16 protein-coding genes are annotated in these 17,858 nt (G+C 60.6%); 9 read left to right on the top strand and 7 right to left on the bottom strand.

Annotated features, from left to right (window positions below):
• Window positions 1–2 precede the first annotated feature (2 nt).
• From nqrF to nqrM, 3 genes are read left to right on the top strand one after another with little or no spacing between them, the layout of a single operon-like run.
• Window positions 3–1,226 (top strand): NADH:ubiquinone reductase (Na(+)-transporting) subunit F, encoded by a 1,224-nt coding sequence (gene nqrF / locus IU367_RS16355; protein WP_043134436.1) that lies wholly within the window; start codon window positions 3–5, stop codon window positions 1,224–1,226.
• A gap of 3 nt (window positions 1,227–1,229) precedes the next feature.
• Window positions 1,230–2,267: an FAD:protein FMN transferase gene (locus IU367_RS16350; RefSeq protein WP_043554759.1), complete on the top strand. Its 1,038-nt coding sequence runs from the start codon at window positions 1,230–1,232 to the stop codon at window positions 2,265–2,267.
• Between the two features lie 11 nt (window positions 2,268–2,278).
• Window positions 2,279–2,503 carry a (Na+)-NQR maturation NqrM gene (gene nqrM, locus IU367_RS16345; protein ID WP_042867164.1) on the top strand — a complete coding sequence of 75 codons (225 nt, stop codon included), beginning with the start codon at window positions 2,279–2,281 and terminating at the stop codon, window positions 2,501–2,503.
• Window positions 2,504–2,598: 95 nt separating this feature from the next.
• On the opposite strand, the gene IU367_RS16340 is transcribed toward nqrM, so the two are convergent.
• On the bottom strand, window positions 2,599–2,817 hold the full coding sequence (locus IU367_RS16340; RefSeq protein ID WP_098984779.1) for a hypothetical protein: 219 nt from the start codon (window positions 2,815–2,817) through the stop codon (window positions 2,599–2,601).
• 132 nt (window positions 2,818–2,949) lie between these two features.
• Between IU367_RS16340 and dinB the strand changes: the two genes are divergently transcribed.
• From dinB to rlmM, 6 genes are all read left to right on the top strand, one after another.
• Entirely contained in the window at window positions 2,950–4,002 is a 1,053-nt protein-coding gene (gene dinB / locus IU367_RS16335) for a DNA polymerase IV (protein WP_043134441.1), read from the top strand.
• A gap of 66 nt (window positions 4,003–4,068) precedes the next feature.
• Window positions 4,069–6,210 carry a methyl-accepting chemotaxis protein gene (locus IU367_RS16330; RefSeq protein ID WP_274452458.1) on the top strand — a complete coding sequence of 714 codons (2,142 nt, stop codon included), beginning with the start codon at window positions 4,069–4,071 and terminating at the stop codon, window positions 6,208–6,210.
• A gap of 283 nt (window positions 6,211–6,493) precedes the next feature.
• Window positions 6,494–7,414, top strand: a complete 921-nt coding sequence (locus IU367_RS16325; protein WP_274452457.1) for a transcriptional regulator GcvA — start codon at window positions 6,494–6,496, stop codon at window positions 7,412–7,414.
• Window positions 7,415–7,446: 32 nt separating this feature from the next.
• The gene (locus IU367_RS16320) at window positions 7,447–8,085 is read left to right on the top strand and encodes an alpha/beta family hydrolase (RefSeq protein ID WP_274452456.1); all 639 of its coding nucleotides are present in this window, start codon (window positions 7,447–7,449) and stop codon (window positions 8,083–8,085) included.
• 31 nt (window positions 8,086–8,116) lie between these two features.
• Entirely contained in the window at window positions 8,117–8,515 is a 399-nt protein-coding gene (locus tag IU367_RS16315) for a DUF423 domain-containing protein (protein WP_043134447.1), read from the top strand.
• Window positions 8,508–9,602 carry a 23S rRNA (cytidine(2498)-2'-O)-methyltransferase RlmM gene (rlmM, locus tag IU367_RS16310; protein WP_043134451.1) on the top strand — a complete coding sequence of 365 codons (1,095 nt, stop codon included), beginning with the start codon at window positions 8,508–8,510 and terminating at the stop codon, window positions 9,600–9,602. The genes IU367_RS16315 and rlmM overlap by 8 nt, the downstream gene beginning before the upstream one ends.
• Window positions 9,603–9,676: 74 nt before the next feature.
• Here rlmM and IU367_RS16305 read toward each other — a convergent pair whose 3' ends face one another.
• From IU367_RS16305 to IU367_RS16280, 6 genes are all read right to left on the bottom strand, one after another.
• Window positions 9,677–10,120: a hypothetical protein gene (locus IU367_RS16305; protein WP_098984775.1), complete on the bottom strand. Its 444-nt coding sequence runs from the start codon at window positions 10,118–10,120 to the stop codon at window positions 9,677–9,679.
• A gap of 121 nt (window positions 10,121–10,241) precedes the next feature.
• Window positions 10,242–11,249, bottom strand: coding sequence for an isocitrate dehydrogenase (locus IU367_RS16300; RefSeq protein WP_274452454.1), 1,008 nt, complete (start codon window positions 11,247–11,249; stop codon window positions 10,242–10,244).
• A gap of 163 nt (window positions 11,250–11,412) precedes the next feature.
• Window positions 11,413–12,222, bottom strand: coding sequence for a flap endonuclease Xni (xni, locus tag IU367_RS16295; protein WP_274452453.1), 810 nt, complete (start codon window positions 12,220–12,222; stop codon window positions 11,413–11,415).
• Window positions 12,223–12,358: 136 nt separating this feature from the next.
• Window positions 12,359–13,714 (bottom strand): nucleotide 5'-monophosphate nucleosidase PpnN, encoded by a 1,356-nt coding sequence (gene ppnN / locus IU367_RS16290; RefSeq protein ID WP_011705076.1) that lies wholly within the window; start codon window positions 13,712–13,714, stop codon window positions 12,359–12,361.
• 150 nt (window positions 13,715–13,864) lie between these two features.
• Window positions 13,865–15,484 (bottom strand): GGDEF domain-containing protein, encoded by a 1,620-nt coding sequence (locus IU367_RS16285; RefSeq protein ID WP_274452452.1) that lies wholly within the window; start codon window positions 15,482–15,484, stop codon window positions 13,865–13,867.
• A gap of 91 nt (window positions 15,485–15,575) precedes the next feature.
• Window positions 15,576–17,846 (bottom strand): hypothetical protein, encoded by a 2,271-nt coding sequence (locus IU367_RS16280; protein WP_274452451.1) that lies wholly within the window; start codon window positions 17,844–17,846, stop codon window positions 15,576–15,578.
• Between the last annotated feature and the right edge of the window lie 12 nt (window positions 17,847–17,858).

The following is a 17,858-nucleotide window of genomic DNA, read 5'->3' as shown; positions in this document are numbered from 1 at the left end:
AGATGGAAATTATTCTGGGTGTGGTCATGTTCACCGTGATCCTGCTGGCCCTGGTAGCAGTCATTCTGTTCGCCAAGTCCAAGCTGGTGACCGCAGGTGACGTGACAATCAGCATCAACGGCGATCCGGCCAAGGCTGTCACCAGCCCGGCGGGTGGCAAGCTGCTCGGCGTACTGGCCGGCAGCGGTATCTTCGTCTCCTCCGCCTGTGGCGGCGGTGGCTCCTGTGGTCAGTGCAAGGTGCGGGTGAAAGCCGGCGGCGGCGATATTCTGCCGACCGAGCTGGATCACATCAGCAAGGGCGAAGCCCGTCATGGCGAGCGTCTGGCCTGTCAGGTCACGGTGCGTGGTGACATGGACATCGAGCTGCCGGAAGAGATCTTCGGGGTGAAGAAGTGGGACTGTACCGTCATCTCCAATGACAACAAGGCCACCTTCATCAAGGAGCTCAAGCTGCAGATCCCGGATGGCGAGAGCGTCCCGTTCCGCGCCGGTGGTTATATCCAGATCGAAGCCCCTGCCCACCATGTGCAGTACAAGCACTTCGATATCCCCGAGGAGTATCGCGGGGACTGGGATCGCTTCAAGATCTTCGAACTGGAGTCCAAGGTCAACGAGCCGATCATTCGTGCTTATTCCATGGCCAACTATCCGGAAGAGTTCGGCATCATCATGCTGAACGTGCGGATCGCGACTCCGCCGCCGAGCAACTGGACTGCGCCTCCCGGCCAGATGTCCTCCTACATCTTCAGCCTCAAGGCTGGCGACAAGGTGACCATCTCGGGTCCGTTTGGCGAGTTCTTCGCCAAGGACACAGACGCCGAGATGGTGTTCATCGGTGGTGGTGCGGGTATGGCGCCGATGCGCTCCCATATCTTCGACCAGCTGCGTCGCCTGAAGACCCATCGCAAGATGAGCTTCTGGTACGGTGCCCGTTCCAAGCGCGAGATGTTCTATGTCGAAGACTTCGACATGCTGGCCGCCGAGAACGATAACTTCCAGTGGCACGTTGCCCTGTCTGATCCGCAACCGGAAGACAACTGGGATGGTTACACAGGCTTCATCCACAACGTCTTGTTCGAGAACTATCTCAAGAACCACGAGGCGCCGGAAGATTGTGAATTTTACATGTGCGGGCCTCCCGTCATGAACGCTGCCGTCATCAACATGCTGAAAAACCTCGGTGTTGAAGACGAAAACATCTTGCTGGATGACTTTGGTGGTTAATCAATGCACAGTGTTGTAAAGACCTGGCTAGCCTTCGGGCTAGCCTTTTTCTTGACTGGGTGCGGTCAGGAAACGGTCCAATCCAAGCCGGAGATCCACATCACCGGCAGCACCATGGGTACTTACTACTCCATCAAGGTGGCGGACAACGTCATCACGGATCCGGCCAAGTTCCAGGCCGAGGTCGATGTCCTGCTGGAGCGGGTCAATGACCAGATGTCGACCTATCGTCCCGACTCCGAGCTGTCGCGCTTCAACCAGCACCGCAGCTCGACCCCAGTGGTGGTCTCTCGCGATACCGCGCGTGTGGTGACTGAATCCCTGCATCTGGGCCGTGAGAGCCGCGGCGCGCTGGACGTGACCGTCGGTCCCCTGGTCAATCTGTGGGGTTTCGGGCCGGATGCACGTCCGACCAAGATCCCGTCCGAGGAGCTGATCACCCAGACCCGCCAGAAGACAGGGCTGGGCAATCTGCACGTGATCACCTCCGCCGATGCGGATACCTTGCAAAAGGACATTCCGGATCTCTACGTGGATCTCTCCGCCATCGCCAAGGGTTTTGGGGTGGACAAGGTGGCCGAGTATCTGGAAGCCATGGGGTCTCACAACTATCTGGTGGAGATCGGCGGTGAGCTGCGCATCAATGGCGTCAACGGCAAGGGTCACCCCTGGCGCGTGGCCATCGAGAAGCCGACCGCCAATGCCGGCTCGGTACAGGAAGTGATAGTGGCCGGTGACAACGGGGTTGCCACCTCGGGTGAATACCGCAACTATTACGAGATGGACGGCCAGCGCTTCTCCCACACCATAGATCCCATGACGGGCAAGCCCATCCAGCATCGCATGGTGTCGGTGACAGTGATCCACCCCTCCTGCATGACGGCAGACGGGCTGGCGACCGTGTTCATGGTGCTCGGGCCCGAGAAGAGCCTGGCCTATGCCAAGGAGCGCGGGTTGGCTATCTTCGTGATCACCAAGACGGCCGATGGCTTTGAAGAGGCGTATTCAGATGCCTTCAAACAGTATCTGGTTAGAAAGTAAGAGGCAGTAGCATGCAGATTTTCTTGATCACCTTCGGGGTGTTTCTGGCGGTCGTGGTGGCCATGGCCATAGGTTACATCTTCCAGAAGAAGACCATCTCAGGTTCCTGCGGTGGGCTGGGCACGATCGGCATCGAGAAAGAGTGCGATTGTCCGGAGCCCTGTGACAACCGCAAGAAGAAGATGGCCAAGGAAGAGGCCCGTCGCAAGATGCTGATCGACAACCGGATCATCTGAGCGGGTTGGGGGCCGAAGTCGTATTCGGACCCATGCTGGATAACAGGCGGGCTGACCTTGTGGTCAGCCCGCTTTTTCTTTTGCCGGCGGTGTGCTCAGTAGTCGTATTGGCGACAGGCTTTCTTGTTGAACTCGGCCTGCCAGCGCGCCAGCTCTTCCCGTGTGCCCAGCTCGTCACCCTGCTTGATGGCCTTTTCCAGTGCCGCTATGCGGTCATACAGCCAGCTGCATTCGGCAGTCGGGTTGTCCTTGCTGCTGCCAGGCTGCGACAGCAGGCAGAACCCCAGCCCTAATCCCAGCCAGAGTGCTTTCATCTCGTCCTCCTTGACCCATGGGGTGGTGAATGGTGCCTTAAGAGTCTATGCCTGTTCGTCGTTTCATGCCGATGGCAGAAACGGCAGCGCTGGGTTAGCATAGGCAGGTTACCTGTTTATCCGTACAGTGGTATGCGCAAAATCATTCACATCGACATGGACTGTTTCTACGCGGCGGTAGAGATGCGGGACAACCCGGCCCTGCGCGAGGTGCCGCTGGCCATCGGCGGCTCGGCAGACAGGCGCGGCGTCATCTCCACCTGCAACTATGTGGCGCGCCGTTTCGGGGTGCGTTCCGCCATGCCGAGCGGCCTGGCCAAGAAGCTCTGCCCGCCGCTGGTGCTCATCCCCGGCCGGATGGCGCTCTACAAGGAGATCTCCCGCCAGCTGCGCGCCATCTTCCTGCGCTACACCGAGCTGGTGGAGCCGCTTTCCCTCGACGAAGCCTATCTCGACGTCACCGACAGCCCCTGTTGTGGCGGCAGTGCCACCCTGATGGCGGCCGAGATCCGCGCCGCCATAGTGGCTGAGCTCGGGTTGACCGCCTCGGCCGGGGTAGCGCCGAACAAGTTTCTGGCCAAGCTGGCCTCGGAGCAGCGCAAGCCAGACGGCCTGTTCGTGATAAAGCCGAATGAGGTGGATGAGTTCGTGCGCCAGCTGCCGTTGGCCAAGCTGCCGGGAATTGGGCGCAAGACGGCTGATCGGCTGGAGTCCCAGGGGCTTTACTCCTGCGAGGATGCGAGAGTGCTCAGCAGCGAGGAGCTGATCGCCCGATTCGGCAAGCTGGGAGAGATGCTGACGGGGCGGATCTGGGGCCATGACGATCAGCCCGTGCAGGCCCAGCGGGTGCGCAAGACCATAGGCGTCGAGACTACGCTAGCCAGCGACGTGCTGGATGAGGCCGCCTGCTGGCAGGTGCTGAGCCGGCTCATTCCCGAGCTGGAGCTGCGCTTTGCCAAGGCTTGCCCGGCGGAGGCGCTGATGGGGCAGGGGATCAAGCTCAAGTTTGCCGATTTTCAGCAGACCACAGTCTATCGCCGTGGCGGCTATCAGCCCGAGCTGTTTCACGATCTGCTCCATGAGGGGCTGCTGCGGGCACAGGGCAAGCCCATTCGTCTGCTCGGGCTGGTGGTCGGGCTGCCCCGTGACGGAGAAGTTAACCAGCTCAGCCTGGATTTCGCCTGATAGGTTAAGTTTTTGTTTCCAAAACCGATACACTGAGCACATCTGTATGAAGTTAGGAATGGTGGCATGAGTTCTCTTTCTGTTCAGGGGCGCATTACCCTGATCGCCGGTTGTTGTTTGTTGGCCAGTGCCGGTGCCCTGGTCGCCTCTTCTCTCTATAGCGCCGCCCGGATGCAGGATCAGGTGCTGACCTCCACCACTGAGGAGGCGCAGCGTTCGGCCGAAAACTGGATGAAGGCGATGGGATCCGAGCAGGCGGCCAAGGTCACCAGTTATCTGGATGAAGCCTATTTCCGCACCACCCTGCTGGCACAGGGGATCCTGTTCCAGCGCAAGAATGCGGCCGACAACTTCGGCTCCTCCGAGACGCTGCGTGGCGCCGTCAATCAGCAACTGCACGATGCAGCGGCCTCCTCGGCCAATCTGCTCGGTGTCTATGCGGTGTTCGAGCCGGATCAGCTCGACGGGGAGGACAGCAACTACCATGGCTCCAGTGCGCTTGGGGCCAACGACAAGGGGCGCTTCTCCACCTATTGGGCCCGGGTCGACGGCAAGATAGAACCCGAGGTGCAAAACGAATCCGTGTTGGCAGACGAGAGTCCGACGGCGGCCGGCGGGGTGGAGAACGAATGGTATCGCTGCAGCATCCGCAGCAAGGCGCTCTGTCTGCTCGAACCTTATCTCGACGATGTGGGGTCGCAGAAGGTGCTGATGACCTCGGTGACAGTCCCCCTGCTGGAGCAGGAGACCCTGCTCGGCATGGTCGGGGTCGATATCTCGCTTGCCACCTTGCAAAACCTGGTCAAGGAGATGGATCAGGCGCTCTACGACGGTCAGGGCAAGGTGCTGCTGGTCAGTCACGAAGGGCGCGCCGCCGGGGTGGATGGTTTTGACGTGACCCTGGGCAGCCCGCTGGGCCAGCAATACCAGGCGCTGGCCGGCGATCTGACCGGCTGGCTCGGCCAGGGGCAGACCATGACCCGCTGGAGCCCGGACGGTTCTTTGCTGCAAACCTTCGTGCCGGTCAGGATGCGTGGCACGGCGCAAACATGGGGCATCTATATCGAGCTGCCTCGCAGTGTGGTGCTGGCCTCGGCCCGTCAGTTGCAAGAGGATCTCTCCAGCCAGGCCAATCGCAGCGTGGCCACCCAGCTGGTGATAGGCGGCGTGATCTCGGCGATCGGGCTGCTCTGCATCTGGCTGATGGCTCATCAGATAGTGGCGCCCATCCGCGCCGTGGTGGCCCGCCTCAAGGACATAGCCACCGGGGAGGGGGATCTGACCCAGCGCATCGACTTGCATCGCGATGACGAGATAGGTGAGCTGGCCAAGTGGTTCAACAGCTTCCTCAACAAGTTGCAGACCACCATCAGTCAGGTGATAGACACGGTTGCCGGCACCCGTGCCAGCGCTGAGCAGGCGGCCCAGGTTGCCGAGCGCACCAGCGCCGGCATGCAGGCCCAGTATCAGGAGGTGGATCTGGTGGCGACTGCTTTTGAGGAGCTCAGCGCCACCGCGCTGCAGGTGGCGGGCAACGCCAACTCGGCGGTGGCGGCAGCCAACCAGGCCGATACCTCGGCGCAGGAGGGCAAGTATGTGGTGGCCGATACCCAGGAGGCGATGCGCAAGCTGATGGCGGTGATCAGCGACGCCAAGCCGGTGGTGGAGCGGCTCTCCGCCAACAGCGAGAACATCAACGACATCCTGGTGGTGATCCAGGGGATCGCCGAGCAGACCAACCTGCTGGCGCTGAACGCGGCCATCGAGGCGGCGCGGGCCGGTGAGCAGGGCCGCGGCTTCGCCGTGGTGGCCGACGAGGTACGCAATCTGGCGGGGCGTACCCAGAACGCCATCGTCGAGATCCAGACCCTCATAGGGCAGTTGCAATCCGGTACCCAGGCCGTGGTCAAGGCGATCATGACGGGCCACAGCCAGGCGGATGTGACGCTGACAAAGGTGGATCTGTCGGTCAGCGTGCTGGAGCAGATCATCCATGCGGTGGCGACCATACATCAGATGAACGAGCAGATTGCCCGGGCGGCGCAGGAGCAGAGCGGGGTGGCGGACGAGATCAATCGCAACGTCAGCAACATTCGTGATGTGAGCCACACCATACGGGCCGAGGCGGCGACCTCCGCCGAAAACGGGCGCGAGTTGTCGGCGCTGGCGGACAAACAGCAGCAGCTGGTGGGGCAGTTCAAGGTATAGGGATAAGAAAAAAGGCGCCATCCAACCGGAGGCGCCAAACACATTCAGATGACAGACTGGGTTAAATCGGTCCGATTTAAGCCCCTCTTCCCGCAGAGGAAGAAACACAACACCACAATCGCAGACCACTGACTCACAAAAATCACATGTAAACCAACATGGAAGAGAAAAAGTGAGCCATATGACAACGGATTGCGAAGCGAATTATGTTTATTCACTGGTCGGCCCGCAACCGACAAATTATAATGCGGCCCATTAGAAAAACTCATCGTCGGCTGGTCTCATGTCTCGTCGTTTACCCCCGCTCAATGCACTGAAAGCATTCGAAGCCGCGGCTCGTCACTTAAGCTTCACCCGGGCTGCGGAAGAACTGTTCGTGACCCAGGCTGCCATCAGTCACCAGATCAAGGCGCTGGAGGAGTATCTCGGCATCAAGCTGTTTCGCCGCAAGAATCGCTCGCTGCTGCTGACCGAAGAGGGGCAGAGCTACTTCCTCGACATCAAGGACATCTTCAGCTCCATCTCGGAGGCGACCGACAAGCTGCTGGCCCGCAGTGCCAAGGGGGCGCTCACCGTCTCTCTGCAGCCGAGTTTTGCCATCCAGTGGCTGGTGCCCAGGCTGGTGAAGTTCAGCGAACGCCATCCGGACATAGATGTGCGGATCAAGGCGGTGGACATGGACGAGGGGTCGCTCACCGACGATGTGGACGTGGCCATCTACTACGGCCGTGGCAACTGGCCTGGGCTGAGATCCGACAAGCTGCACACCGAATACCTGATCCCCGTCTGTTCGCCGCTGCTGCTGACTGGCCCCAAGCCTCTGCGCACCCCGGATGATCTGACCCGTCATACCTTGCTGCACGATACCTCCCGCCGTGACTGGAAGGCCTGGTTTCGCCAGCTCGACATAGATGCCCCCAACGTCAATCAGGGGCCCATCTTCAGCCACTCGACCATGGTGATCCAGGCGGCGATCCACGGCCAGGGGGTAGCGCTCGGTCACAGCGTGCTGGCCCAGCCCGAAATAGAGGCCGGTCGCCTCATCTGCCCGTTCGAACAGGTGCTGGTGAGCAAGAACGCCTTCTACCTGGTGTGCCAGGAGCAGCAGTCGGATCAGGGCAAGATAGTGGCCTTCCGCGACTGGATGCTGGAGCTGGTGGAGCAGGAGGAGGCCCGTCGCCGGGCACGGCTCGCCGATGCATGAGGCACTGAGGTGATTGCGTGAGAGAGGACGTCATGACTGAGGTGATAAGGGAGGGGGCAAGCGATGCCCCCGTTCGCATTTTGCTGGCTCACGGCGCTGGTGCCGGCATGGAACACGCCTTTCTCGCCGAGCTGTCACGCCTGCTGGCGGGCACCGATATCGAGGTGGTGCGTTTCAACTTCCCCTATATGAGCAAGTGGGCTCTGGATGGCAAGCGCAGGCCGCCGGACAGAGCGCCCGTGTTGCTCGACCATTGGCGTCAGATGACCCGCGAGTTTGCCCACCCAAGACTGTTTCTGGCGGGCAAGTCCATGGGGGGACGCATGGCGGCAGAGCTGTATCGCGAAGGAGAGGACGAGATGAATGCTGCAGGATTGCTCATTCTCGGGTATCCTTTCCACCCCCCGGCCAAGCCCGACAGCTGGCGGGGCGAAGTGCTCAAGCAGATCAAGACGCCGACCCTGCTGTTGCAAGGGGAGCGCGATACCTTCGGCACGCGCGCCGAACTGGCAGATTTTCCCTTCTCACCCCACGTATCGGTCCACTGGCTGACCGATGGTGACCATGGCTTCAAACCGCGAAAGGCGAGTGGAGTGAGCGAGCAGGAGAACCTGCAACAGGCGGCCGATCGGATAAAAAGCTTTATCGCCGCCACTCGGGTTGAGGCCTGACGGTGGTGAGCGCGACAAGGAGGAGCCAAGGATGCAGATCCAGCGAGAGTTTCAGCGGCATTGGTTGGTGTTGGCTGGCCTGTTTGGCCTGACGGCAACCCTGCTGGGGGCCTACGGTGCCCACGGCCTGGCGGCGAGCGGCATCACGCCTTCGCTGCTGGCGGCGTTCAACACAGCCGTGCAATATCAGTTTTTTCACGCACTGGCCCTGCTGGTGCTGGGTTGGTGCGGTGTGCGCAGCAAGGTGATCACCTTTGCGGGCTTCGCATTTGTGCTGGGGATCCTCGGATTCTCCGGCAGTATTTACGCCATGGTGCTGCTCGGCAGCAAGGGGCTGGGGCTCATTACCCCGGCCGGTGGCCTCTGTTTTATGTTGGGATGGGCGGCTCTGATATGGGCTGGCTGTCGTCTTGGAGGAAAAAATGAATAATCTGCTGCTTTATTGCCGCCCCGGTTTTGAGAAAGAGGCGGCGGCAGAGATCACCGAACGTGCCAGTAACATGCAGTGTTACGGTTTCGCCCGGGTCAAGGACGACAGCGGTTATGTGATATTCGAGCTGTATGACGAGGAGCAGGCCGATCTGCTGGCCCGCAAGCTGCCGTTCAAGGAGCTCATCTTCATCCGCCAGATGCTGGTGGTGACCCATGAGCTGAAGGATCTGGATCTATCCGACCGGATCTCTCCCATCCTGGAGGCGGCCGCCAGCTATACCATCTGCGGCGATCTGCGGGTGGAGACAGCCGACACCAACGAGGCGAAAGAGCTGTCGGCCTTCTGCCGCAAGTTCACAGTGCCGCTTCGTCAGGCGCTGCGCAGCAACGAGTTGCTGACCAAGAAGGAGACGCCGCACCGTCCGGTGTTCCACGCCTTCTTCATGGCCAACGATCACCTGCTGATCGGTTACTCCTACTCGTTCAACAACTCCGAATTCCACATGGGCATCCCGCGTCTGCGCTGCCCGCCGGATGCCCCGAGCCGCTCCAGCCTCAAGCTGGAAGAGGCCTTCTACGTGTTCGTGCCACGGGAAGAGTGGGACCTGCGCCTCACCTCCGGCATGAAGGCGGTCGATCTGGGTGCCTGCCCGGGTGGCTGGACGCATCAGCTGGTACGTCGCGGCATGATGGTGACCGCGGTGGATAACGGCACCATGGCCCCCTCCCTGATGGATACAGGCCAGGTGAAGCACCTGCGTGACGACGGTTTTGTGTGGCGTCCCAGCAAGAAGAATATCTACTGGCTGGTGTGCGACATGGTGGAGAAGCCGGCACGGGTTGTTCACATGATTGCCGACTGGTTCCGCGAGAACGACTGCCAGGAGGCGGTGTTCAACCTCAAGCTGCCGATGAAGAAGCGTTACGCCGAAGCTGTGCACAACATAGAGGTGTTGCGCGGCCTGCTCAAGGAGATCGACAACGCCTTCGTCATCCAGGCCAAGCAGCTCTACCACGATCGCGAAGAGATCACGGTACACGTCTACAACAAGTACTGGGTCTCCAAGCTGGAAGCCAAGGACTGACGTCCGGCGCCTTGCCGTGAACGGAAAACAGGACCGACAGCAGAGATGCTGTCGGTCCTGTCGTTTATGCAGACCTAGAAGCGATAGTCAAAGCGCAGGGAGGACTCGCCGTCGGTGAGCTTGAGCTCTATGTCGAGGGGGATGGAGCGATCGGTCGGGCTGAACTCCAGCTTGACCCCGTTGCCGCGTAACTTGATGGAAGTGTTCATGCCACCGGCCTTGAACTTGATCCTGGGTTTGTGCTGCTCGAAGGAGAGGCTCACGCTCTTCTCGGCGGTCAGGTTCAGCTTCTGATAGGGGGTGACCTGGCTGTTGCCATTGCTGTCGGTCACTATGTCCACCCCGAAGGAGAGCGGTTTGGGCGCCTTGAGCAGCTCGTTGGTATCCATGGTGGAGCGCCAGACCTGGCTGGCTTGCTGGGTGCCGGATGCCGGTAGTTCTTTCCAGGCATTGTCGACCGGTCTGTCTACTGCCATGACACTGCTGCTGATGAGCAACAGGCTGAAAATAGCGCGCATAATGGATCTCCTTATCCCTTATCTATTGAACATAGTAGCCAATCGATGAGGGGGATAGCGCGCCGCGAGATAAAACAAAGGGAGCCGAGGCTCCCCTTTAAAATCAATACATTAGACTAGATTACAGCCGTTCTATGATGGACTGGGTGAACTCGCTGGTGGAGGCCGAGCCCCCCAGATCCCGGGTGACCCGATCGCCGGATTCTATGGTGGCGCGCACCGCTTCCCGAATGCGTTCAGCCTTGTCCTGCATGCCCAGATATTCCAGCATCTGGATGGAGGCGAGGATCACCGAGGTCGGGTTGGCGATGTTCTTGCCGGCGATATCCGGTGCCGAACCGTGCACAGCTTCGAAGATGGCGGCGCCATCCCCTATGTTGGCGCCCGGCGCCATGCCGAGGCCACCCACCAGACCGGCGCACAGATCCGAGAGGATGTCGCCGAACAGGTTGGTGGTGACCATGACGTCGAACCGCTCCGGGTACATCACCAGGTTCATGCAGGCGGCATCGACGATCATCTCCTCGCTCTGGATATCCGGATAGCGGGCCGCCACTTCACGGGCCACTTCCAGGAACAGGCCCGAGGTGGACTTGAGGATGTTGGCCTTGTGGATGATGGTGACCTTCTTGCGCCCTTCCTGACGGGCCAGCTCGAAGGCGAACTTGACGATGCGCTCGGCTCCGTCGCGGGTGATGATGCTCATCGCCTCGGCGCTCTGGTTGTCATCGCTGCGCTTCTGGCCAGCGCCCGAGTACATGCCCTCGGTGTTCTCCCGTACCGTGATGATGTCGATATTGTCGTAACGGCTGCGGGTACCCTTGAAGGAGATGACGGGGCGGACGTTGGCGTAGAGGTTGAATTTCTTGCGCAGGGAGACGTTGATGGAGGTGAAGCCGCCGCCGACCGGGGTGGTGAGCGGGCCTTTCAGGCTGACCTTGTTCTTCTCGATCAGATCCAGGGTGGCCTGGGGCAGCAGCTCGCCGTGCTTCTCCAGCGCGACCAGACCGGCATCCGCATACTCGTATTCGAAGTCACAACCGGCGTGGGTCAGGATCTGGATGGCGGATTCTATGATGCTGGGGCCAATGCCGTCGCCCGGGATGACGGTAATTTTTCTTTTTGACATGAGAGGTATCCACTTCTAGGGAAAAGAGGGGGAGGATTCGGCGGTTTTATACCATTTCTACACCTAACCCTCCATGTTTCTTTACATTCTATCTGCTTTTGTCAACAGCAAGGGTGAGTCCCGTCATGATTGGCAGGATTGCTGGGGCATGGAGGGAGGCCCGTCAGGCCTCGCTGTCTGGCACGGGAGGATAGCGTATCTCCCGCAGGTTGAACCCCAGCGGAATATCCAGCTGCAGCTGCACCAGCCGCTGGGCCAGCAGGGCCTCATCCTGGTGCTGGCGCAGCTTGAGCAAGGGCTTGCCGGCGTCCTCCTGCTGACAGGCTGCGAGCAGTGCCGACAGGCTGCCATGTTGTTGCAGCAACTGGGTCGCTGTCTTGGGGCCTATGCCGGGCACCCCCTTGATGTTGGAGCCACCTATACCGGTCAGGGCCCAGAAATCCACCAGTTGCGCCGGCGCTACCCCGTATTGCTGCTCGACGAAGGCGGCATCCAGCCAGCGCTTGTTGAAGTAGTCGCGGATCTGGATCTGCGGGCAGATGAGCTGACAAAACCCCTTGTCGGTGGAGATGATGGTGGCCCTGGCCCCGTGCTGGGCAATGCCGGTGGCCAGGGTGGCGATCAGGTCATCCGCCTCGTCGGTCTGGGAGAGCAGGGCATCCACGCCACACTCCCAGAACGCATCCTGCAAGCTGTTCAAGCCTTCGCGCAGCTCGACTGGCATGGGGGTTCGCCCCTCCTTGTAGGCCGGATAGATCTCCTTGCGCCAGCTGTGCACCTCGCCGTCAAATACCGCTATGGCGTGGGTCGGCTCGCTGCCGGCCAGCAGCTTGCGGCAGGTGTTGATGAGGTTGGCACGGGTGGCGATCAGCGCCTGGGCCGGGGTCAGCGCCTGCTGGGCTTGCACCGCATGCAGACGACGGATGAGGTTGAGGGCATCTATGATGAGCAGGTGCGGCCTGATAGTTGACATGGGGCACTCTTGGCGGTCGAGACGCGCCATTGTAACAAACAGGCCGGCCTGATGGGGGATTGATGGCATTTGCATGCCAGAGGCAGGTAAAAAAGGGGCGCCAATGCGCCCCTATTTTCGTATTGCGATGCCAGCCTTAGCGCACTATCTCGTAGCAGGGCACGTACTGGCTGCCCGGCAGCTTCATCCGTTGCTGCTTGACGAAGCTCTCCAGCAGCTTGTCCATCAGGTGCATCAGCTCCTTGTCGCCGTGCAGCTTGAAGGGACCCTTCTTCTCGATGGCGCGAATGCCCCCTTCCTTGACGTTGCCGGCGACTATGCCGGAGAAGGCACGGCGCAGGTTCGCCGCCAGCAGCTGGGGCGGCTGGTTGCGGTGCAGATCCAGGCTGGCCATGTTGGCGTGATCCGGCTCGAACGGCAGCTGGAACTCGGGCTCTATCTTGAGGGACCAGTTGAAGGAGTAGGCATCGCCGACCGACTTGCGATATTCGCGGATCTTCGGCATCGCCTCCTTCATCACCCGGGCCACTTCCGGCGCATCGCCGACGATGATCCGGTAGAGGCTGGTGGCAGGCTCGCCCAGGGTCGCCTTGACGAAGTCATCGATGGCGCGGAAGTAATCGGCGCTCTCCTTCGGCCCGGTCAGGATGATCGGCATGGGCTGCCGCTCGTTGGCCGGGTGCATCATGATGCCGAGCAGGTAGAGCAGCTCTTCGGCTGTGCCGACTCCGCCCGGGAATATGATGATGCCGTGGCCTAGACGGACGAAGGCCTCCAGCCGCTTCTCTATGTCCGGCAGTATCACCAGCTCGTTGACGATAGGGTTGGGCGGCTCGGCGGCTATGATGGACGGCTCGGTCAGACCTATGTAACGGCCGTTGCGCACCCGTTGCTTGGCGTGGCCGACGGCGGCGCCCTTCATGGGCCCTTCCATGGCACCCGGGCCGCAGCCGGTGCAGATGTTGAGCTCACGCAGCCCCAGCTCGCTGCCCACCGCGCGGGTGTACTGGTACTCGATCTCGTTGATGGAGTGGCCGCCCCAGCAGACCACCAGGTTGGGATCCGCGCCCGGCAGGATCGCCTTGGCGTTGCGCAGTATGGCGAACACCACGTTGGAAATGTGGGTGGAGCTGGTCAGGTTGACCAGCCGGTTCGACTCCAGCTGGGTCGAGACATAGAGGATGTCGCGCAGCACGGAGAAGAGGTGCTCCTGAATGCCGCGGATGATCTCGCCATCCACAAAGGCGTGTTCGGGGGCATTGAACAGTTCGAGTTTGACCCCGCGCTCGCGCCGGATCACATGAATATCAAAGGATTTGAAGCGCTCCAGTATCTCTTTGGAGCTGTCGGTATGGCTACCTGAGTTGAGCACTGCCAGCGAGCAGTTGCGAAACAGTTGATAGATATCGCTGGAGGCTGTTTGTTTGAGGCGATCCACCTCGAGTTGTGACAGCAAGTCCATGCTGCCGACAGGATTGATGTGCGTAATCATAGGTTCCCCTTTCACTCGCTTGTTATCGTTGTGCTTTTCCCTGGGGAGAAAACGGGATGCCCTGTGGCACCCCTTGAATTTGATAGTAGATGTAAGCGGTGGGGCAGGGGAATAGGGGAGAAGTGCGTTTGCTGATTTTTTAGCCTGCCATCAGGCCAGGTTGACCTGATCCCGGCCCGAATTCTTGGAGCTGTAGAGCGCCTTGTCGGCCCGTTCGAACGCATCCGTGGTGTGGTCCCCTTCCCGAAACAGGGTGGCGCCGATGGAGATGGTGATCTCGACCCTGGCATCGCGAAAGCGGAACGGGATGCTCTTGATGGTCTGGCGCAGGGTCTCCAGCGGCTTCTGGTACTTGTCCGGGTTGATGTTCGGCAGCAGCACCACGAACTCCTCGCCGCCGAAGCGGGCGATGAAGTCGGTGTCACGCAGGGCCCCCTGCAGCGCCTTGGCTACCACCTTCAACGCCTTGTCACCGGCCATGTGGCCGTAGTTGTCGTTGATGTTCTTGAAGTGATCTATGTCGATGATGGCCAGGCACAGCGGCGTGCTGTAGCGCAGCCAGCGCTTGTATTCGAGTTCGAGCCGCTCGTCGAGGGCCGCCCGGTTGTGCACCTGGGTCAGGCTGTCGAGGAACAGCTTGTGCTTCTGGATGGTGAGGCGCTTCTTGTATTCGGCGGTCTCCTCCTTCATCAGCCGCAACTTGGCCTCCATGGTGGAGAGGCGGGTGAGCAGGTGGCGCTCGCGGGCGGCCATGGCTTCCCTGTCCTGCAACAGCAGGTTGATGGCACCCATGTGGCCCGAGATGGCGCCCTTGAGCTCATCGAGGGAGTCGTGGCTGGCCAGGGTATGGTCGATGGCCTTCAGCTCCTTGTCGATGGCCTGACGGGTATCCTGGGTGGCGCTTTGCAGGGCGCGTCCCTCGTCGAGGGATTCGGTGAAGCTGAAATGCACAGCCGAGAGGCTCTCGTTGAGGGTGCTGAGAAACGCCTGGGAGGATTTTCGCTCCTCGCGGGTGCCCTCTATGATGAGCTCGATGATCTGCAGGCAGATCTCGGCCAGCAGCGGCGGCGTGATGCCACTCAGCAGCTGGCGACGGATATCCGCCAGGCTCTCGCCGACGGCACCGGCAAAGTCCAGCTCGGTGATGAGCCGCTGCAACTCGTCGGCTATGTGGGCGTGGGTCTTGGCATCAAACGGGATGGTTGGCTCGGGGGACGAGAGCTCGGCTATGGCTACGGCCGGCGTGCTGGCAACGGGGGCCTGCGCCAGCAGGGGCTGGGTCGGCAGCAGCTGGATCTTGATGGCCTGCTGGTAGAACTCCAGCAGCCGGATCACCTTCTTCTGATGATCGCCTATGCCATAGCCATCCGGGCTCGCCAGAAACTCCTTGAGGGACTTGCGGGTATCCTCCGGGAAGCCCTTGATGGACTTGAGCTGCTTGGAGCCAAGGTCGATGGCGGACTTGGTCAGGGTGATGGACTCTTCCAGCGCGTTGCCGTGTTGCTGCAACAGCTTTTCGATGACGGCGAGATCGGCGTCGAGGGCGGAAAGCGGCGGATTGCCATCGAGTTTTTGCTTGAGTTTGGCGAGCTTGTTGTCCAGCTCGCGATCGTGGCCGCGACAGGCCTGCATCAACTTGCCGATGAACTGGATGCTGCGGGCGCGCTCGGTGTCGGAGAAAGAGACGATGCCGTCGAGCTCCAGCTGCTTTTGCTGAAGGGATTCCCTGAGTCTGGCCAATTGTCCTGCTACGGCAGCGATATCATTCATTATTCAGGTCGCCCTGTTGTCATTATCGTTTTTGTGTTGGATAGCAACGGCGGTCGAACCCAGTTCCAGACCCAGTTGATTATCTATATCGTCATTGGTCATCCGGCGCTTTCGTCCGTGAAAGTCGAAGCCAATTAACCCATTGCTTTTCATGAGAAGAATTTACTTTTACCAGTCCCTTGTCAATTGCCATCAAGCAGCATTGCCACACATCCCCATTAAAAAACGCGGCCTGTTGGCAATCGATGGCGGCCAGCTCCAGCCAGACACTTTGCTGGTGTTTTTCACTGAGCTGAATGGCTCCGGCCAGTGCCAGATAACAGAGATCGAACAGGCCGTGGTGATCGAGGGCGGTCGCCGCCTTGGGCAGGAAGGGGTGGCTGACGATGCCGAGGCTGATGTGGCGATCCAGCGGGTGCTGGCAGGGGAAGACGGCAAAGGCCGCGAGCAGATCCTGGGCCAGCCGGTGCAGATCCTCCACATGGCGCTGGGGCACCACGTAGAGCAGGTGGCCTTCACGCAGATCGTAGATGCGCCCATCCTGCGGCGTCAGCCCGTTGACATAGCTGCCGAAGGCCTGCTCTATCTCGCGGCTCACCTGATAGCCGTGCTGCTCCAGGCTGTTGACCAGGAAGGGCACCCGAAACAGCAGATAGTGCAGCTTGTCGTCAAATTCGCTGGTGGGCAGCTCGCTCAGATACCAGCGCTCTGATTTTTGCTGGCGTCTGGCCATCTCGCGCGGCCAGCGGCTCATCAGCCGCTGCCAGTTGGCCAGGCCGGTGCGCGGCTCGATCAAGATGGCTTCACCCAGCTGCTTGCCTTGCAGGCGGGCGACCCTGAGCTTGAGCCAGAGGGTGAAGAACAGATAGATGAACAGGGTCAGCAGCAGGCCCGTGATGACGCTCGACCAGAGGTAGCGATCCTGCTGGTGCCGGCTGGTATCGAGCTGTTGTTCCAGCTCCTTGATCTGCTGCTCCCGCTCCACCTGGACATAGTTGTCGCGGATCGCCTCCTGCTCCAGATCGACCTGCTGCTGGCGCACCTGCTCGCTGCGCTGGTGGAAATTCTTGTAGCTGTCCAGCGCCTGCTTGAGGTAGCCCTTCTGTTCGTAGGCCACAGAGAGCAGGCGGAAGATCTCGAACTGGCGCTGGGCATCGCCGATCTGGTTGGCCAGCGCGAGCGCGTTTTCCAGCTGCAGGATGGCGATGCCGCCCTCCTTCTGCTTGAGGTGCAGCTCACCCAGCAGCAGCAGGGTGTCGATCAGCGGCTCCTTGTCGTCGCCCAGCTCGTGGGACTGGCGGGCCGCTGTGAGGTAGTTGCGGGCCAGGGTCAGGTTGCCGGTTTGCAGATAGGTCTTGCCTATCTCGTACTTGAGATTGGCGATGCGGGTGCGATTGTTGCCCTCGTCCAGCAGGTCCAGCGCATTGAAGAAGTAGACCAGCGCCATGTTCATCTCGCCCTGATCCCGGTTGAGGCGGGCGAGCACGATCAGCGCATCGCTGAGCAGGGAGGGGTTGCCGAGGGCATGGAAGTAGTTGGCGGCCTCATTGGCGTATTGCAGCGCCTTCTGTGGCTCCTGCTCCGCCTGATAGAGGTTCACTATCTGGTTCGACAGCAGCCCGAGGAAGAGGGGATCCTGCAGTCCCCTGGCCTGTTGCTGGGCGTCTATGTAGTCACCGAGCGAGAGCTGGGGCTGCCTGAGGGCATGGTAGAGATCGCCGCTCACCGCGCTGACCCAGGCACTGGCCAGCGGCTCCTTGGTCTTGTTCGCCCAGCGCCGAGCCTCGGCCAGCTGGCGTTTGGCCTCGTCGAACTGGTGCGCCTCTATGCTGGCGTTGGTGCGCAGCAAGCGGCTGTAGACCTGCAGCTGGCTCTCTTTGAGGCTGGGATTGCTGAGCAGGGTCTCCAGCTGGCCGAGCAGGCCGGCGCTGGCGCCATGGGAGTGATCCTGCAGATTCTGGCTGCGGATCTTGAGATAGAGGCCGTGAGCCTGCAACTCCAGTTGCTGCTCCTTGGCGGCCATGGCGATGCCCTGATCGAGCGACTTCTGTGCCGCCTGGAACTGGCCCAGTTGCAGCAGACACTCCCCCTTGAGCAGGTGAGCACCTGTGGCCTGGGCGGCCGTGCCATAGCTCAGCAATGGCTCGCGATAGCCGTACTCCTGGCGATTGCTGATGATTTGCTTGGGATTATTGGCTGTGCGTGTCAGGAAGGCCGAGGTGATCTGGACACATCTGGCAGGATCGGTGAGCACCAGGGTCTGGGCCTGCTGCAGATCGATAGACAACTGCTCCTTGGCCAGATCCAGATCAGGAGCAGACAGGGAGGACATCATCATTGCCAGAAAAAACAGTTGATTCATTGGATTAAGGAC

Source organism: Aeromonas bestiarum (genome assembly GCF_028751155.1).
In the GTDB taxonomy this organism is placed as follows: Bacteria; Pseudomonadota; Gammaproteobacteria; order Enterobacterales; family Aeromonadaceae; genus Aeromonas; species Aeromonas bestiarum.
This window is presented reverse-complemented; position numbering and strand designations above follow the sequence as displayed.

What these genes read in the sequence shown, in the direction of transcription:
- nqrF (WP_043134436.1), top strand. Translation starts at nt 3, where the DNA reads ATGGAAATTATTCTGGGTGTGGTCATGTTCACCGTGATCCTGCTGGCC.
- IU367_RS16350 (WP_043554759.1), top strand. Translation starts at nt 1,230, where the DNA reads ATGCACAGTGTTGTAAAGACCTGGCTAGCCTTCGGGCTAGCCTTTTTC.
- nqrM (WP_042867164.1), top strand. Translation starts at nt 2,279, where the DNA reads ATGCAGATTTTCTTGATCACCTTCGGGGTGTTTCTGGCGGTCGTGGTG.
- IU367_RS16340 (WP_098984779.1), bottom strand. Translation starts at nt 2,817, where the DNA reads ATGAAAGCACTCTGGCTGGGATTAGGGCTGGGGTTCTGCCTGCTGTCG.
- dinB (WP_043134441.1), top strand. Translation starts at nt 2,950, where the DNA reads ATGCGCAAAATCATTCACATCGACATGGACTGTTTCTACGCGGCGGTA.
- IU367_RS16330 (WP_274452458.1), top strand. Translation starts at nt 4,069, where the DNA reads ATGAGTTCTCTTTCTGTTCAGGGGCGCATTACCCTGATCGCCGGTTGT.
- IU367_RS16325 (WP_274452457.1), top strand. Translation starts at nt 6,494, where the DNA reads ATGTCTCGTCGTTTACCCCCGCTCAATGCACTGAAAGCATTCGAAGCC.
- IU367_RS16320 (WP_274452456.1), top strand. Translation starts at nt 7,447, where the DNA reads ATGACTGAGGTGATAAGGGAGGGGGCAAGCGATGCCCCCGTTCGCATT.
- IU367_RS16315 (WP_043134447.1), top strand. Translation starts at nt 8,117, where the DNA reads ATGCAGATCCAGCGAGAGTTTCAGCGGCATTGGTTGGTGTTGGCTGGC.
- rlmM (WP_043134451.1), top strand. Translation starts at nt 8,508, where the DNA reads ATGAATAATCTGCTGCTTTATTGCCGCCCCGGTTTTGAGAAAGAGGCG.
- IU367_RS16305 (WP_098984775.1), bottom strand. Translation starts at nt 10,120, where the DNA reads ATGCGCGCTATTTTCAGCCTGTTGCTCATCAGCAGCAGTGTCATGGCA.
- IU367_RS16300 (WP_274452454.1), bottom strand. Translation starts at nt 11,249, where the DNA reads ATGTCAAAAAGAAAAATTACCGTCATCCCGGGCGACGGCATTGGCCCC.
- xni (WP_274452453.1), bottom strand. Translation starts at nt 12,222, where the DNA reads ATGTCAACTATCAGGCCGCACCTGCTCATCATAGATGCCCTCAACCTC.
- ppnN (WP_011705076.1), bottom strand. Translation starts at nt 13,714, where the DNA reads ATGATTACGCACATCAATCCTGTCGGCAGCATGGACTTGCTGTCACAA.
- IU367_RS16285 (WP_274452452.1), bottom strand. Translation starts at nt 15,484, where the DNA reads ATGAATGATATCGCTGCCGTAGCAGGACAATTGGCCAGACTCAGGGAA.
- IU367_RS16280 (WP_274452451.1), bottom strand. Translation starts at nt 17,846, where the DNA reads ATGAATCAACTGTTTTTTCTGGCAATGATGATGTCCTCCCTGTCTGCT.